Origin of the sequence: Mucilaginibacter inviolabilis (assembly GCF_011089895.1) — a bacterium.
Taxonomy (GTDB): domain Bacteria; phylum Bacteroidota; class Bacteroidia; order Sphingobacteriales; family Sphingobacteriaceae; genus Mucilaginibacter; species Mucilaginibacter inviolabilis.
Genome location: NZ_JAANAT010000002.1, coordinates 254,216 through 270,800, shown reverse-complemented (window position 1 = coordinate 270,800; position 16,585 = coordinate 254,216). Strand labels below are relative to the sequence as shown.

At 44.2% G+C, this 16,585-nt stretch carries 15 protein-coding genes; 3 read left to right on the top strand and 12 right to left on the bottom strand.

Annotated elements, in window-relative coordinates; all coding sequences use genetic code 11:
* Positions 1 to 25 precede the first annotated feature (25 nt).
* From G7092_RS17265 to G7092_RS17255, 3 genes are read left to right on the top strand one after another with little or no spacing between them, the layout of a single operon-like run.
* On the top strand, positions 26 to 1,336 hold the full coding sequence (locus tag G7092_RS17265; RefSeq protein ID WP_202985345.1) for a TolC family protein: 1,311 nt from the start codon (positions 26 to 28) through the stop codon (positions 1,334 to 1,336).
* A gap of 25 nt (positions 1,337 to 1,361) precedes the next feature.
* Positions 1,362 to 2,603, top strand: a complete 1,242-nt coding sequence (locus tag G7092_RS17260; RefSeq protein ID WP_129568284.1) for an efflux RND transporter periplasmic adaptor subunit — start codon at positions 1,362 to 1,364, stop codon at positions 2,601 to 2,603.
* Between the two features lie 2 nt (positions 2,604 to 2,605).
* On the top strand, positions 2,606 to 3,901 hold the full coding sequence (locus G7092_RS17255; RefSeq protein WP_202985344.1) for an efflux RND transporter periplasmic adaptor subunit: 1,296 nt from the start codon (positions 2,606 to 2,608) through the stop codon (positions 3,899 to 3,901).
* Between the two features lie 174 nt (positions 3,902 to 4,075).
* On the opposite strand, the gene G7092_RS17250 is transcribed toward G7092_RS17255, so the two are convergent.
* The 12 genes from G7092_RS17250 to G7092_RS17200 all read right to left on the bottom strand — a co-directional run bounded on the left by G7092_RS17250 (position 4,076) and on the right by G7092_RS17200 (position 16,582).
* The gene (locus tag G7092_RS17250) at positions 4,076 to 5,392 is read right to left on the bottom strand and encodes a hypothetical protein (protein WP_129568285.1); all 1,317 of its coding nucleotides are present in this window, start codon (positions 5,390 to 5,392) and stop codon (positions 4,076 to 4,078) included.
* Positions 5,393 to 5,994: 602 nt separating this feature from the next.
* Positions 5,995 to 6,414, bottom strand: a complete 420-nt coding sequence (locus G7092_RS31060) for an HYC_CC_PP family protein (RefSeq protein ID WP_498366044.1) — start codon at positions 6,412 to 6,414, stop codon at positions 5,995 to 5,997.
* A 128-nt stretch (positions 6,415 to 6,542) separates the two neighbouring features.
* Positions 6,543 to 8,585 (bottom strand): copper-translocating P-type ATPase, encoded by a 2,043-nt coding sequence (locus G7092_RS17245; RefSeq protein ID WP_129568286.1) that lies wholly within the window; start codon positions 8,583 to 8,585, stop codon positions 6,543 to 6,545.
* A gap of 27 nt (positions 8,586 to 8,612) precedes the next feature.
* Positions 8,613 to 9,866, bottom strand: coding sequence for an MFS transporter (locus G7092_RS17240; RefSeq protein WP_129568287.1), 1,254 nt, complete (start codon positions 9,864 to 9,866; stop codon positions 8,613 to 8,615).
* Positions 9,867 to 10,057: 191 nt separating this feature from the next.
* Complete coding sequence (locus G7092_RS17235) at positions 10,058 to 10,288, bottom strand: SHOCT domain-containing protein (RefSeq protein ID WP_095705315.1); 231 nt, start codon at positions 10,286 to 10,288, stop codon at positions 10,058 to 10,060.
* Between the two features lie 30 nt (positions 10,289 to 10,318).
* A complete protein-coding gene (locus tag G7092_RS17230) occupies positions 10,319 to 10,600 on the bottom strand; it encodes a DUF5676 family membrane protein (protein ID WP_129568288.1) in 282 nt (93 codons plus the stop codon).
* Positions 10,597 to 10,812 carry a hypothetical protein gene (locus tag G7092_RS17225; protein WP_129568289.1) on the bottom strand — a complete coding sequence of 72 codons (216 nt, stop codon included), beginning with the start codon at positions 10,810 to 10,812 and terminating at the stop codon, positions 10,597 to 10,599. Before G7092_RS17225 ends, G7092_RS17230 begins: the two co-directional genes overlap by 4 nt.
* A gap of 134 nt (positions 10,813 to 10,946) precedes the next feature.
* Complete coding sequence (locus tag G7092_RS17220; RefSeq protein WP_129568290.1) at positions 10,947 to 11,417, bottom strand: 5-fold beta-flower protein; 471 nt, start codon at positions 11,415 to 11,417, stop codon at positions 10,947 to 10,949.
* Positions 11,418 to 11,593: 176 nt separating this feature from the next.
* Positions 11,594 to 12,676 carry a glycoside hydrolase family 130 protein gene (locus tag G7092_RS17215; RefSeq protein WP_129568291.1) on the bottom strand — a complete coding sequence of 361 codons (1,083 nt, stop codon included), beginning with the start codon at positions 12,674 to 12,676 and terminating at the stop codon, positions 11,594 to 11,596.
* A gap of 39 nt (positions 12,677 to 12,715) precedes the next feature.
* Entirely contained in the window at positions 12,716 to 13,390 is a 675-nt protein-coding gene (locus G7092_RS17210; RefSeq protein ID WP_129568292.1) for a class I SAM-dependent methyltransferase, read from the bottom strand.
* A complete protein-coding gene (locus tag G7092_RS17205) occupies positions 13,390 to 16,116 on the bottom strand; it encodes a multicopper oxidase domain-containing protein (RefSeq protein WP_129568293.1) in 2,727 nt (908 codons plus the stop codon). The genes G7092_RS17210 and G7092_RS17205 overlap by 1 nt, the downstream gene beginning before the upstream one ends.
* Before the next feature lie 10 nt (positions 16,117 to 16,126).
* Positions 16,127 to 16,582, bottom strand: a complete 456-nt coding sequence (locus tag G7092_RS17200; protein WP_129568294.1) for a heme-binding domain-containing protein — start codon at positions 16,580 to 16,582, stop codon at positions 16,127 to 16,129.
* Positions 16,583 to 16,585: the final 3 nt, after the last annotated feature.

Genomic DNA, 16,585 nt, shown 5'->3' with positions numbered 1-16,585 from the left:
GATGTTTAATTTTTAAAAAAATAGTATGATGAACCAAAGCCGCAAAATAAAACCAATTCCCTGTCCGGGAGTCTTTCTCCGGGGTATAATAGGTATTGCCACAATACTGCTGATCTTATCGGCGGGTGCAGTTAAGGCACAGCAGAGGATGAATATAAAAGGCATTCTTGATTCTATTGAGTCGGGTAACCCATCAATGAAGATGTACGATGCAGATATACGATCGATGAATGAAACAGCCAAAGGCGCCAAAAGCTGGATGGCGCCCGAATTAAGCACAGGTTTTTTTATGACGCCTTACAATCCGGCGCTTTGGAAAAAAAGCGGTGATATCAACGGGATGGGACAATATTCTATAGCCGGTCAGCAGGTCTTTCCTAATAAGAGCCGGCTGGAGGCACAGTCAAAATACATGACCGCGATGTCAACGATAGCCGTACAGAAAAAAGGCGCCACACTCAACGACCTTTATGCACAGGCTAAATCAGCTTATTATGCCTGGATGATCCTTGAAAAGAAATTAGCCATTCTCGATCAGAACGAAAAGGTGTTGAATTTTATGATAGGCAATGCGGAAACAAGGTATAAAAATGGACTAGAAAAGATCAATGCCTACTACAAAGCGAAAGCAGCCCTGGGCTCCTTGCAAAGCATGCGCCTGATGCTACAGAATGATGTGAAGCAAAAACGCATTTTGCTCAATACGTTAATGAATGCAAAAGACAAGACGAAAGATTATGTGATCGATACGACCTATTCGGTAAGGGACTATTCATCTTATATCATCGACAGTTCCCTGTTTGTCAATTCAAGAAGTGATATCAAGGCGATAGAAAAAGATATTCAGTTAACTTACCTGAAACGGGAACTGGAAAGGACGCAGTTAAAACCGGAATTCGGTATCCGTTATGAGCATATGTTCGGTTTTGGCGGAGCCTCCAACCTGTATACATTAATGGGTATGGTGCGTATTCCTATCGCACCCTGGAGCGCTAAAATGAATAAGGCGAATATAGAAGGCCTAAAATGGCAGGCCATTTCGCTGGAGGCCCAGAAACAGATGGTTATTAACGAGAGTACGGGCATGGCACACAGTGCGTTGACGGAAATTGAAACAAAGAAAAAGCAAATCGAATTGTTTGAAAAAAATATCATTCCCGCTTTACGCAGAAATTACCAAACGATGCAATTGGGATATGAGCAAAATACCGAGGAATTGTTTGAACTGTATGATGCCTGGGAAACGCTGAATATGACGCAGCTGGATTACCTGGACCAACTGCAGCAATTGCTGGCGATGCAGGTTGAGTTGGATCGGACGCTGCAAATACGTTAGAGATAGGTCCTTAATAATAACGATTATGAAAAAAAATAAAATAACGCTGATCATATTATCGGTCCTGGTAATATTAGCTTCAGCCGCATGGATATATGTTAAATACATGCGTCAAAAAAGTCATCCTCTGAAACCTGATACCATGGTCAACATGGATATGGGAGATAAGGGACAGATGGATATGGATATGCCGATGCCCGGGAAGGAAACGAATAGTCCTGCTATAGATACTAAACTTGGCCTTTTGCTGAAACCCACGAATGAATATGTATTGTCAAAAATTCCCACTACCTCCATTCAAAATAAAACACAGGATATAGCGATAAATGCGTTTGGCCGCATAGCCTATGATACCAGGCAGGTAGGATCCATTTCGGCGCGCATAACGGGGAGGATCGTAAAACTTTATGTACGTTACCGGTTCCAAAAGGTAAACAAGGGGCAAAAGGTCATGGATATATACAGTCCTGAAATAGTTACCGACGAACAAAATCTGCTGTATCTTTTAAAAAACGATCCTGAAAACGCACCTTTTATATCAGCGGCTAAAGAAAAACTATTGCTGTTAGGTATGCGTGAAGAGCAGTTAGCACAGGTCATCAGGACTCAAAAAGCGGACTTTACGATTTCGGTTTACAGCCCCTACAGCGGCCATATTCATGAAGCAAGTACCCAGGGAACTGAAGAAATGCCCTCAGCCCAACCCGGAGAGATGAAAAACATTGCCCTGATCACAGAAGAGCTTCCGCTTAAAGAAGGGATGTACGTGCAGCAGGGACAGCCTGTCTTCAGTGTTTTCGATCCGGGTAAAGCATGGGCGATCCTGAATTTTTTTGCCGATAAGCAGGCCATCATAAAAAAAGGAAGCCCGGTCCGCATTGTTCCTGAAACTGCCCCGGGGAAGAGTTTCCAGGCAACAATAGATTATATCGAGCCTTTTTATCGCAAAGACAGCAAAACGGTTACAGCACGTGTATACTTTGATAATACCAAACTCAAAATTCCGGTCGGCAGCCAGGTTTCTGCCGTCATCACCAGTAAAAACCCGAATACAAGCTGGCTTCCTTCAGACGCGCTGGTTTCCCTTGGGATGGACAAAGTGGTATTTGTCAAATACCTTACCGGCTTCAAAGCCCACAGGGTGATCACCGGTTTAACAAATGATAAATCAATTCAAATCCTTTCCGGTCTTTCTGTGAAGGATACGGTAGCAGCCAATGCGCAGTACCTGATGGACAGTGAAAGCTTTATAAAAGTAAACGAATAGTTATGAAAAACGAAAACGCTAATATAGGATTACGTTACGGTACAGCCGGCCCGCATGGGGTGACACGTAACCTGCTGCCTGCAACCCGCATACTGCGCATTCCCGGTTTATTTTTATTTCTTTTAATGGCATTCGTGTCATGCAAAAATAAACCGGAGAAACAAGTTGCGCATACTTCAGCACCCAAATTTTATTATACCTGCTCTATGCATACCCAGATTATGCTGCACAAGCCCGGAAATTGTCCGATCTGTGGCATGAAACTGATCGAGGTGAGCGAAACCAATACCGCGAAGGCCGATGAGATCCGGCTAACACAACAGCAAATACAGCTTGGCAATATCCTGGTGGACACCATAAACGATAAGCGTATTGGTGATAAGGTCATATTTACAGGAACGCTGAATTTCAACCTGTATAAAACCGCGTCGGTAAGTGCAAGAGTCGCCGGAAGAATAGAAAAATTGCACTTCAAAAATATTGGAGATTACGTGCGAAAAGGTGATCCATTATTTGACATCTATAGCGAGGAATTGAATAATGCGCGCCAGGAATATATATACACACTTCAAAAAAAACAAACACTTGATAATTCATTAATTGACTATGACCGCCTGGTACAGAGCGCCAGGAATAAGCTCCTCTTATGGGGATTAACGGAAAAACAAATCCAGGATTTAGGCAACAACAAACAGGTTACCAGACTAACCTCTTTTTACAGTACAGGGTCAGGATTTATCACAGAATTAGGTGTGAAGGAAGGCGACTATGTCATGGAAGGGGGCAAGGTTGTCAACCTTGCTGATTTGTCTACGCTCTGGGCTGAGGCACAGGTTTATACCTCCCAGATGAATGATATTGATAAAGATGGCACCGTAACGGTCCAAATACCCGATATGCCGGGTAAAGAATTTAAGGGCCGAATTGAATTTGTCAACCCCGAGATCAATCCTGATACCCGCATTGATCTGGTAAGGGTGGTTATCCCCAATACGGACCGTCAGTTAAAACCGGGTATGCCCGCCTACTTGATTTTTAGAGCACCGGTACACAAAGCTTTCTCCTTACCAATAGATGCGGTGTTGAGAGATGGCTCGGTGTCAGTCGTTTGGGTTCAGACAGGAAAGAATACCTTCAAAAATAAAATGGTGGAAACCGGGCTGGAGACTGAAAATGATATCGAGATCAAATCAGGATTGCAGAAAGGCGACATCGTCGTCATCAACGGCGCCTATTTATTAAACAGTGAGTACAAATTCAAAAAGGGTTCAAGCCCGATGGGCGGCATGAAGATGTAAGATCAATCAATGAGGTCAAACAGTGATTGACCATATGAAATTTAGTTAACCGTATGCGCTGCATTCCGGTTAACTAAATTTGGATACTTCCCTCTCGTATGGTGTTTTTAACAACGCACGGTTTTACCTTACCAGGTATAGAGCGTATGCTTTATCTTTTTAAAATAATCCTCATTATTTTGCAGTCAATGAAATTATGGTGAAAGAATTATTCTTGAAAATGACGCGGGCGGATAAAAAAGGAGGCGTTTTAAGTTTTTCAAAATCTGTATTTGGCAGCAAAACATAGCTGACCTTATATTTCGCAAATAACGCTGCACCTGACGAGGGCGCCGAAGTGCTTAGATAGGAAAGCATGTCATTTCTGTCATTTTCACGTTCCTCATAACTGATATAAGGATTTGAAAAATAAACTTCCACCGAGACCATTTTAATGCCCGTAGCCATAACAGGGAAAAGGGACTGATCATGTTTGCAAAGCATAACATGGTCAAGGGGCAGGTTTTTTACTATAAAACTATACACTTCAATTTTGTCCGTTTCTTTTTCTTTGGCTAATGCCTGTTGTCTTGGTATTACAAAATCAGTCCTGTTACTATAAATAGGATAGTACATCAGCGCATATGCCAGGACGGAAAACACAAATAAATTAGATGAAAGTGCTGCCGAAAATTTGGTGGAATATTTCCTCAGTGCATAATCTTTTATCCAATCAATGATGACGTCTAATAAATAAACAAAGCCAAATCCAAAGAAAACTGATTGCACCCCTTTGAGATAGAAGAAATAGTGTAGCGCAGGGATCGTATCAGGAAGGGTAATATGCAAAATACGATTCGCAGCAGGCAGCACTGCTTCATACAGGTACATGAATAACGTAATGTAAAACCAGTAAAAAATTATTTTTTTGATTAATGGGTTGTCATATTTTTTATAAAATACCACAAATCCAATGACCGCGATCAGCAGGGAAAAGGTAAGGTTTAATTTGAGCAACTCAATCGTCTTGGCCCTTGCAAAAATACCGGGCGCACATTGAAGAATTGTGCGATTTACAAAGTGCAAATGATATTTAATCAGGACAAAATACAAAAACGGGAAACTAAAGATCAGGAAGGGGATTACGGTGAAAAAACCCTGCAGGAAATACGTTTTTACCAAGGAAAGCTCCTTCTGTCTTATTGCTATGATGATTTTCTGGCCTTGCAATAAAATCATCATTAGAATAATAATAATTGTTGGAGCCGCATGTCCAAGGAAACTAATTCCTAAAAATATTCCCAGGACGATAAACCATCTGATTTTTTGCGTTGAAAAAGCTTTGTAGCACAAAAAGATATTCAGGTAAAATATAAACTGAACATAGCAATCTGCTAATTGCAGGGGTGAATAGGTGGCGCCACCCCAGCCGGGCATATTTCCGGTGGCTAAAAAAAGAAAAGACAAAAGCGCTGCCAGAGCAATCTTGTAGTCAAACAGTTTTCTTGCCATGATAAAAAAGAAAATAGGGCCTAACAGATTCAAAAACATACCGGCCCGGGCAACGACGATATTTATGGGCAACCCGGTGATCTGCACAACGGCCGCTTCAGAAAGGTACAACAGGGGATTGTACCACATGTACTGGCCAAGATAATTTGGATCAGTACCATAGTGGCCATTCAGTGTGGTCCGGATATAGCCAATATCGCGGTCAAAATCGGGTTCAAAAGCCCAATGAAGGTCGTGGACGGCTTTATAACATTGTAAAAAAGCGAGCAGCAGCATAATGATACAGGCAATCAGATATTTTATATTTTTCAATTTCATTGTTCGGAGATTATGGGATTCAAGTTTGATTTTTCGTCGTAATCAATTTTGTCACGGGAAGGCAGTTTTATCAAATCACCATGCATATTATTATTGCGCACCATAGCGCCTGATCACTGAATTATATGCGCGGGCAGAAACCCGGGACATTCAGCAAAACCAGCCGTTACGCTTTTTACAGCGCTAAGGCCATAGCCTTATTTCTAATAAAATGATATATGATTTAATACAAGTCTTATTTGCAGGATACAGGAGTTCCCCGCCGCGACGTCGCAGTGCTTGAATCAGATAAGAAGCGAATGATTGGAGATATAAATAGGTTGCCTGAAAATAAAAGGAGGTCCTGTCGCGTTGGGCCACCTGATCGTGCTATTTATAATTGCGGGAATATTATGAAAGACATCTTGTTTTGGCTGAAAAATAGCAAGCTCAACGGTTGCGAACTGAAAACTTATTGACGAATTAAAATTCTCATTAACTACATAAGTCCCATGGTGATAACAACAGGTGCAATCCTCTCCGCAACGATCATCATCCTTGCCCTGTTCCCCTTTATCGTCATCTTCGGCTGAATGACGTGTTTCCTGGATAAGGCCTGTTTTTGATAATAAGTATTCGGTTGTACAGTGGAGCAGACAGGCATAAGTACCTGTCGTTAATAACAAGTAAAATACAGTCAAACAAAATACTCCAGGTCTCTTCATTAATAAAACGGGTGAAGACGCAAATAGGGGTATTATTTTTGTTGTTCCTTCGAAAAACAGTTCGCAGGTTAGCGCTTTAAAGATATTGTTTAAAATATAGGTTTCCTATAATAAACCGCATTTTTAAATTAATTTTTCACCTTTAATAATGCGGCATTGATCGCAACAACAACGGTGCTGACGGTCATCAATACAGCCCCTGCGGCAGGGCTTAATACAATGCCCTGGTTATAAAGCACACCGGCAGCCAATGGCAAGGCAACGACGTTGTAACCTGTTGCCCAAACCAGGTTCTGGATCATCTTGCGATACGTTGCTTTTCCGAATAAAATTAAACCAACGATATCTTTCGGATTGCTGTTCACCAGAACGATGCCTGCGGTTTCCGCGGCGATATCGCTGCCCGACCCAACGGCAATGCCGATATCGGCCTGTGCCAATGCCGGCGCATCGTTGACGCCGTCCCCGGTCATCGCTACGAATTCGCCCTTTTGCTGTAATGCTTTTATTTCTTTCAATTTCTGATCAGGCAATACTTCGGCGATAAAACTATCCATGCCCAAAGTCTTGCTTACACTTGCCGCTACTTTACTGTTGTCCCCGGTAAGCAATATGGATTTAATCTTTTCTTGTTTTAAAGTTTTGATCGCCTCTGCCGATTCAGGCCGTATTTTATCGGACAAAGCAATGTATCCGGCCAATTTTTTATCAATGATGACAAATACAACGGTTTCTGTATCATCAGCGGTAAAGCCCTCGGGAATGGTTATCTTATTTTCTTTTAAATAGCCGGGGCTGACCACCAATATTTTTTTACCTTCTACCGTTGCTTCCACACCTTTGCCTGTAATGGCATTAAAATTTTCCGTTGCCGGTATTTTGATAGCCAGGTCTTTTACTTTTTGCAGGATGCCTGTCGCGATCGGGTGTTCTGATTTTTGTTCCAATGCGGACGCTAAACGAAGGAGCTCATTTTCTTTTAGCGCTTGATCGAGGGAAATTATTTTTGAAACTTCAAACTTTCCTACAGTTAGTGTGCCCGTCTTATCAAACACAACCGTGGTGATCTTTCTTGAATTCTCAAATGCGTTCCTGTTTTTGATCAGTAAGCCATTCTTTGCAGACAGGGCCGTTGATTTGGCTACTACCAAAGGGACAGCTAAACCCAAAGCGTGAGGGCAGCAGATCACAATTACGGTAACCATTCTTTCCATAGCGAAGGCTAAGGGCTGGCCCGTCAAATACCAATATAAAAATGTGGCGATACCACTGCACAAAGCAATAATGGTTAACCACCTGGCGGCTGTATCTGCCAGCAATTGTGTTTTTGATTTTGATTTTTGTGCATCATCCACCAGCTTCACTACCTGCGAGAGGTAGGAATCTTTTGCGGCATGGGATACCGTAACTTTAAAAGAGCCGCTTCCGTTGATGGAGCCGGCGATCACTTTGTCCCCCTTTACTTTCTTTACCGGTTTTGACTCCCCGGTTAGCATACTTTCGTTCAGATAACTTTCCCCTTCCAGTATGATCCCATCTGCAGCAACCTTTTCGCCCGGTTTTACCAGGATGATATCATTTTCTTTTAATGTGTCCGTCTTGACATCATGAATCATATCAGCCATAACCATGTGGGCGTCTGATGGCATCAATTGCACCAATAGCTCCAGTTCTTTTGAGGCCCCTGCAATAGATTTCATTTCGATCCAATGCCCTAATAACATGATCCCGATCAGGGTTGTCAGTTCCCAGAAGAAATCCATACCCTTTAACCCGAATACGATGGCTACGCTGTAGATGTAGGCAACGGTTATAGCGAAGCCGATCAGGAACATCATACCAGGGTTCTTCGCTTTTATTTCCCCGATCCATCCCGTTAAAAAAGGCCAGCCCCCATAAAAAAATACCACGGTTGACAGCGCAAACAATAGATAGGAAGAACCTGCAAATTGCCAGTCAACACCAATGAAACGCTGTATCATTGCCGATAGCAGCATGATCGGTAAAGTTAGGGCCAGTACCACAAAAAACCGCTTCTTAAAGTCGGCGATCATCATGGAATGATCATGCCCTGCCATACCCATTGAGGGATTGGAGCCATGGTGCATGGTGCTATGGTCCATTTTTGAGTGATCCGTTGCCGGCGTTTTAGTGTGATGTTGATGTTCCATTTTTTAATTTATTAATAAGTATTAAATTTATGATTTAAGGACCAGTAACTTGTTTTTTGGCAATACCAAATACGCAGACCCCAGTAGAACGACCGCGACCGACCAATAAGCAATATGATTTGACCAAATCATAATTACTCCCCCGGTCACTACACCAGTGACCTGCCCAAGACTATTGACAGAACTAAATATTCCAAGGGATGCCCCATGCCCTTTTTCTGAATTTTTTGTTATGAGTGAGGCAAGGGCCGGCGTCAAAATGGCCATCCCCGTGGAAATGAAAGCGACATAAATTAGAATCCATTCCATTGCCCGCGAAGTAGTGAGCATGAATATTCCAATGCCCAGAAATAGAAAGCCAAAAGGCAGCAAGCTGTTTTCACCTTTCTTATCGATTAACCATGCAACAGGACCTAACTGCAGAAAGCCCATCAGTGAGCCACAAACGATAAAGACCACGCTCAATTGCTGCGGGCCGAACGAAAAAAGGCGCTGGGAATGTAAGGCGAAGGTGCCTTCAAACATGGATAAGGCGAACTGACTGATAAAGGAAAAAGCAAGTAACGATAGGAATGTCCTATTTAGTAATTTCCAGTTCGGGATCAGCAGTGTCTTTACTTTAGGTATAGGTTGCGTTGCTGCTTTAGGGTAAACCTTGTGTGATTCCGGCAGCAAAATAACGTAAAGGATAAAAACCACTAATGCAAGCAAGGATGAAATAACAAATGGAGTAGAAAATTTATCAAGTTTTAACTGCCCGAAAAAAAGGTTAAGCTTTACATTAACTTTTAACAGATTTCCAAGTAAAGGGCCCGCAACCGCACCGAGCCCGGCAATACTGCTCAGCACCGCCATATTTTTCCCTCTTTGTTCTTTTGAAGTCAAATCGGCAATGTAAGCCCCTGATGCGGTCACAAAACCGGCGGTAAAAATTCCGGCTAATAAACGGGAGGCATAAAGTAACATGACGCTCCCTCCCAGCGAAAAAAGAAAAGTGGAAACAGCAAAACCGGCTATGCCCGCCAGGATGAGTGGCCGCCGACCTATCTTATCAGACAATGAACCCAGGTAAGAAGAGAACAAAAACTGGGTAAGCGGAAAACTCCCGGTGATCAACCCTACGTGGAGGGAAACTTTATCAGATGAAATGCTGCCTGACAGCAGCAACTTTTCAATATAGAACGGAAGCACCGGAAGCGTTATTCCCAGCCCCGTCATTACCAGGAACACGCCGCACAGCAATATTATCTTTCGCTTATCATATTTTTTTATATCAATCATCCGGGCATTTTTAGTATAATTTCCCCTGCATTGTTAAATCCAAACGGATCAGATCCAAATCAGTCCATGGAAGAAATGATCGTTACCCAACAGGTTTCGGTGCTGATCATTTCCATAAAGTATAGTTGCTGACTTCGGACAGGCCTGTAACTAAAAAAACTGCTCACCGGTCGCTTGCGGACAGCAGCCATTTATTTTTGCTTTGCTGAATCATTTTCCAGGATCTTTTTCTTTTCCTGGTATTCTTCCGTTGTGATCTCACCTGAAGCAAACCGCTTTTGCAAAATATCGAGCGGCGATTCTTTTTTCTTTCGCTGCCCGGGAATATCATAAGGCGTTGCGAATATCCAAAAAAGGAGGATCATCCAAACAAACCACCATATCAGGTGCATTCCCCAAAAATTACCGTTGTAGTACATCATGATCTTTATAATTTAATTATTAATATTTGATTATTTATTTCGGCCTAAGGCAGCGTTGTAAATTACAGCTATGCAAGAGCCCATTAACCAGGCGATAATGAACCACTCAATGATCCCAGTTATTGCTTCAGAGAAAGTAATAGGTGCCTTTCTGATAATAGCAGTAAAATCGAAACTATGAGCGAGGGAGCCGAAAAACTTGGCCACAGCCTCGTTACCGAGCGCCAACGATATGATAATGCACCCGGAATAGATGATGGCAACTGTTGTGCCGGCTGCAAATCCTAACTTTGTTACATGCAAACGATTCATGATATGTCCTCCTTATGCTGATCCAGGCCCTGTTGTGCTGATGAATGATAGTGTTTGCTATGCCTTCCCATCATCATAAAATGACAGCCAAACATTAACACGATGAAAATGAGAAATGAATAATTTCCTGTAATGCCAAATAATGGTAAAAGGAAAATGAGCAGCAAGGGCACTGTGCACCCGACGATCATCCAGAATAAGTGCTTGTTCATAATTCAGTTTTTTATTAACTTAAAAATGTTGTTACTTCAATATAATTCAGCCAGCAAGTCCGGTAAGCCCTCTTGCAGAAGACTTACCGGACAAACGAATGAGCATACCCGCTCATTTGCCACGTAAACAAGGCTTATTTTGTCTTTGCTTTATCCGCTTTTTCTTTCTTTAGCTTTGCCTGTTCCAACCAGTAGCAATGCGCCGCGCAGGCATGCAATTTATAATTCCGGTGAACATAGCCCTGGCTATGGCCCTTGGGATCTAAAATTTCACATCTTTCTGCATCTGCATTTTTTAACTGAAGGACAACTTCTCCATCGTTATTATAATAATCGCCGTTCTTTTTAGCCTTTCCCAGTTTGGTGCCGTCTGCACTGATCACATTGCCGTCTCTGTCGATGAAATATAATTTTTGCCCCTTATTGTTCCGGACAATATCATTCTTGTCGATATAGCCGAGTTTGGTGCCGCCGTGATCGTGCATCCCGCCCTTGGCATCGATGACCAATTTCCTGGTGCTGTCTTTTGAAGTTTGCGCCCAGGCATTAACAACAACACCCGTGGTCATTGTTAATATCAATAATAGAAAATACAGTTTTTTCATGATTTTTATTTTTTACGTTGATATAGTTTTTAATTAGTGCAATTTAGCTCGATTTTAGTTTTATTAGCGTGATTATCAGCAATCTAAAAAGTGATAATTATCATTTTATTCAATAATAAGGAGATAATGTTTCGTCATTTATGTCTATTTAACCCGACCTTCAAAGAGCATATTTATTATTCCATTTTCCCAGGCAATCTATCGGGTATATCCAGTCGTGCAACGCCGATGCGGTTATCCGCCATACCGTAATACACATCAAAGCGTTGCGGTTGTCCCAGGTCGTCGCGCCGGTCTATTCCTGTTGGGAATACTACGTTGGCGATCACCCCAACCTGTTCTTCAGGTAGATCCGGAGACAATACAGGGCTCGGCGACCTGTACAATATCCTTTCCGGATGTTCTTTATCCAGTATCATCAGCCCGGCAGCATACCGCAGCTCATGGGCATCATCTTTGGTGGGGCGCATATCGCTTACGCCATGATATAAGATGAGCCAGCCCAGTGGGGTTAACACCGGCGGCGTTCCCGCACCGATTTTAAGACTTTCCCAGGGTGCCGATGGGATCGCCAGCGGCTGATTGGACTCAAACCTTGCTAAATGCCTGGGTTTAGCCGGGTCCATTTTGATATGGCAATAGGATATCCAGATGCATTCATGGTGATCCCCTATTCTGCGGTTAATAGATTTCAGCATTGTATCTTCAGGCCTCGTGCCGGGAAAAAGTGGTCTGTGAAGCATAGCCATGGAGAGGTGGTTATGCTTGCTAAGCACCCCCATTGGAAAAATACAGGCGTCCTTGTTATCGATCCCGTTAAACCGAATTTTTTTATACGGTAAAAATTTCGCCAGGCCTAAACGTTCCCAGCGGATCAGGTCTGTTGATTGAGCCAGCGCAATACGGGGGCCATCTGCCGAAAAAGCAGTATAGGTCATCATATACCGCCCCAGTGTTTCGACAAAGGTTATACGGGGATCCTCACAACCGCCGCCTCCGGGACGTTTTTCATAATCCTCTTCCGGCTCCAGGGCAATGCCCAACCGGTCAACACCACAGGGGTCGCCCTTTTTGTCAAACTTGACCCGCGCGATCCCAATGCGGGAATAATTTCCCTTAGCCACCAGGCGGGGGAACAAATAAAGTGCTCCGTCAGGCCCGCGTACTGCGGCCGGATTGAGCACGCCCCCGATCTCCATATCATTACCCGGTTCGGGTACCATTATTGTGCCGAGGCGGCGTAATTTAAATGCGCTCATGATGATCCATTTGATGTTTAATCGCCCAACAGTTATTTTTTAACCCTTTTTATAAGCCATGATGATTTGTACCTCTCCAAAGAATGTCTTAAAATGCTCACTGATCGTGATCTTTTTAAAACCCGCCTCATTAATTAACCCCGGAAGCTGCCCTTTGGCGTTTGCTGCCGTTGATTCAAACCCGTCAAGGATCCTGATCATGTTAAATTTAAACCTTTGCCAGGCAGATGCTGAACGGCCAAAATCAGCTATGATCAGCTGCCCGCCGCTTTTTAAGATGCGATAGATTTCTTTTAGGATGACTGATTTTTGTGAACTATAAATATGATGAAATACGAGACAGGACACGATGTCAAAAGAAGCATCCTTAAATGGAAGTCTTTCCCCGTTATACCTGATCAGGTTAATATCGGCCATAGTCTTGCTCGTTCTCTCCTTAGCCCCGTTGAGAATGTCTATATCCACGTCAACACCCGAAATATTGGCTAAAGGATGGGCAGTTTTCAGCATTATGGTAAGCGTACCCGAACCGCAACCAAAGTCGAGAATGTCTGACGGCGTTGATACTTTTATTTCACTGATCAAAGCCGTTTTGATGGTTTCCTCCGGCATCGTAAGCTTTAGTAAACGATCATAAAACGGGGTTAACCAATTAAAGCTCAAGGCGGGAATAAATTTCGGTGCGGTTGGTGTATTGCTCATCTTTTTATTCATTAATAGGTGATTGTTAAACCGGCGCCTGCTCCCATATCACTATCGTAATGCGTTGAAAAGGAGAAATACTTAGTTACAATATACCGCAGCCCGGCAGCATATTCCTTATCGGTATTGATCATAATGTTAAAGCGAAGGCGTTGCGTCAGGGGGATGTCTTCGCGGCCTAACTGAAAGCGCAATTTACCGTTCGCGTCAATGCGCATATCAGCTACAAATAACATCGGCAGCGTATAGGCCAGGCCCGCAACCACTGTATGACGGTTTTCTTTGTTGCTAACCTGCCCGAAGAGGTTTTTGTAATCGCTGCCAAAAATATTCTTTTCATCAGGATTGAATTTTTTGTAATGATAGTCAAAGCCCACGTAAGGGAACAGCCATTGGTTCCTGCCTATATATCGGCCGAACGTCGTTTCGCTTTCGTACCCCATCATGGCATCCGTACCCAGGTGCCACATGGTAGTTGCTTTCCAGCGGGTACTGCCCAGCATCAACTGCCCGTCTGTGCCATTGCTTTCCAAACCGACCTTTCCCATCAGGTGAGGCATCTGGTCGTCCCAGAATAAACTGCGCTGTGCAAATTCCGGATCGGGAACATCCGGGTTAGGCGGGGAGTCACTGTAACTGAATATGCGGCCCATTCCGCTCATCATATGGTAAAGGATATGGCAATGAAAGAACCAGTCGCCCCCCGGTTCGTTAGCCGCAAATTCAATGGTGTCCCTTTCCATGGGCATAATATCGATCACATTCTTCATCGGGGCGTTCTCACCCTGCCCGTTCAGCACCCGGAAGTCATGCCCGTGCAAGTGCATCGGGTGCCGCATCATACTATTATTATATAAAATGATCCGCAAGTTTTCCCCTTTTTTGATCAGGATCTTATCAGACTCGGAAACGGTTTTGTTATCCAGCGTCCAAACGTAACGGTTCATATTGCCCGTCAGGTCGAACTTCAGCTCTTTCCAGGGCCCGTTTGACAGTGTTGTCTTATTCGGGTCGCGCAGCATGCTGTAATTAAGGGTGACCAGGTCTGCATTGGCCGTAGCCATATTCATGCCTGACATACTTTTATCAGTCGGTTCCTGCACGGCCGGCATAACTTTCTGTTCCTTTTTGGCGGGTTTTTCTTCACCGGTTATCTCCGGGTACATCACGGTATTCATATCCATGGTCTGGTTCTGCATTTTCATGCCGTCCATTTCAACCATATTGCCATTCATGTCCATCATGTCATTCATCATTTTCATCCCGGCGAAATACTTCAGCTTCGGCATCTTGCCGGCATAAACCTTATCACCCGTACCCAGCCAAAGTGATGCGGACCGGGTCCGGTCCTCAGGTGTCACCAGGAACTCATAACTCTTATTCTCGGGCAGCGTCACCACCACATCGTAAGTTTCCGAAACGGCCACGATCAGCCGGTCGACTTCGACGGGTACCACATCATTGCCATCGGTCGCGACCACGGTCATTTTACCGCCCGCATACTTGAGCCAAAAATAGGAGGATGCGCCGGCGTTGGCGATACGCAGTCTTACCTTATCACCCGCCTTAAATTGCGGTTGCTCACGCTGGTTTTTCCCGTTGATCAGGAACTGATCATAGTAAACATCGCTGACATCCATCGCATTCATTCGCTTCCATTCATTGTCTACCTTAGTTTTAAAATGACCGCTTTGGATGGCCTCCAGGTAACTTTGGGTTGTACCCTTTTTAATAGCGAACCAATCCGTGGCTGCATGCAGGCTGCGCTGTACCTCTTTGGGGCTCATATTGGTCCATTCACTTAAAACGAGCGGAATGGTGGGGATATCCCATTCCTCCCGTTTGTTCATGATAAAAGCGCCGTACATGCCGATTTGTTCCTGTAAGCCGGTATGGCTGTGATACCAGTGTGTGCCATGTTGTTTGATCGGGAACCTGTAAAGATGTGTTGCGCCTGGCTTGATAGGCATTTGCGTCAGGTTCGGAACGCCGTCATAACGGTTGGGCAGGAACAGCCCATGCCAGTGCAGGGAAGTCTCTTCTTTGAGTTTGTTGTGTACATAGATCTCTGCTGTATCGCCTTCGGTAAATGTAAGTGTGGGCATAGGGATACTACCATTGACCGCGATGGCCCTTTTCGGTTTTCCGCCGTAGGTCACCGTCGTGTCGGCAATATACAGGTCGTAACGCACGGTACGCGGAGGAAATTTAGCTGCGACAGTTTTAATAGGTTCCAAGTGGACCTTCGCTGCCGGGCCTGCTGGCATATCCATATCATCCATTTTTACGCCCTGTTTCGTGCTGTCCGTCACCGGCATCTTCATACCGTCCGGCATTTTCTTGATATTTGGCTGCTCTTTGACCAGTTTCATGCCGCATTTAGGACAATTCCCGGGTTGGGCTGCATGGATCTCAGGGTGCATCGGGCAGGTATAACTTACGGCCTTCGTCGCCGGATTTGTACTCATTGGCACATCATCCATCTGCATGCTTTTTTCCTTCACGGGCATGTTCCGGACGGCAGCTTTTTTAGGAACTGCCTTTGGCTTTTCTTTAACCAGCTTCATACCACATTTAGGGCAATTGCCCGGTTTGGTAGCGTGTATCTCCGGATGCATGGGGCAGGTATAGGTAATTGGCTGCTGTTTTTTCATATCCGCCATGGTTTGCATGTCGCTCTGCGCAAAAGCTATCTGCTTCAGGCAAAGTATCAGCACCGCAATCAGTATTTTCTTCATTTTTATTTTTCTACAGGCTATCCGACGTTTGTTTAACCCAGTTCATTAATTGTGCCTTTTCCGTTTGGGAAAGTATCGCGTTACGGTGCAGCAGCGTGTAGGAAGACAGCGGCATCGACCCCTCTTCCAGGCTTTGACCGATCGCACGCAGTTTGCTTCGTTGCTTTCGTGCCGTATAGGTTCCGAAAGTATTGAAGTTCAGTTCGGCCTTACCGTTCCTGACATGACGATCCATCATTAGCCTCACCGGCTGCAGTCGGGCATACCAGGGGTAATCGGTTTGGTCGCTGTGGCAGTCATAACAAGATCTTTTCAGGATCACGCTCACATTCGCAGGGATCTTATACACCCGGTCGATGGCATTGACAGCCGTGTTACCCGCCTCGTTATGGTCGCGCGGGATGAACTGAAGGGCGATCAACAGCAATGTACCGATACCCAGCAAAGGTTTTAGCAAGCGCTTCATGCC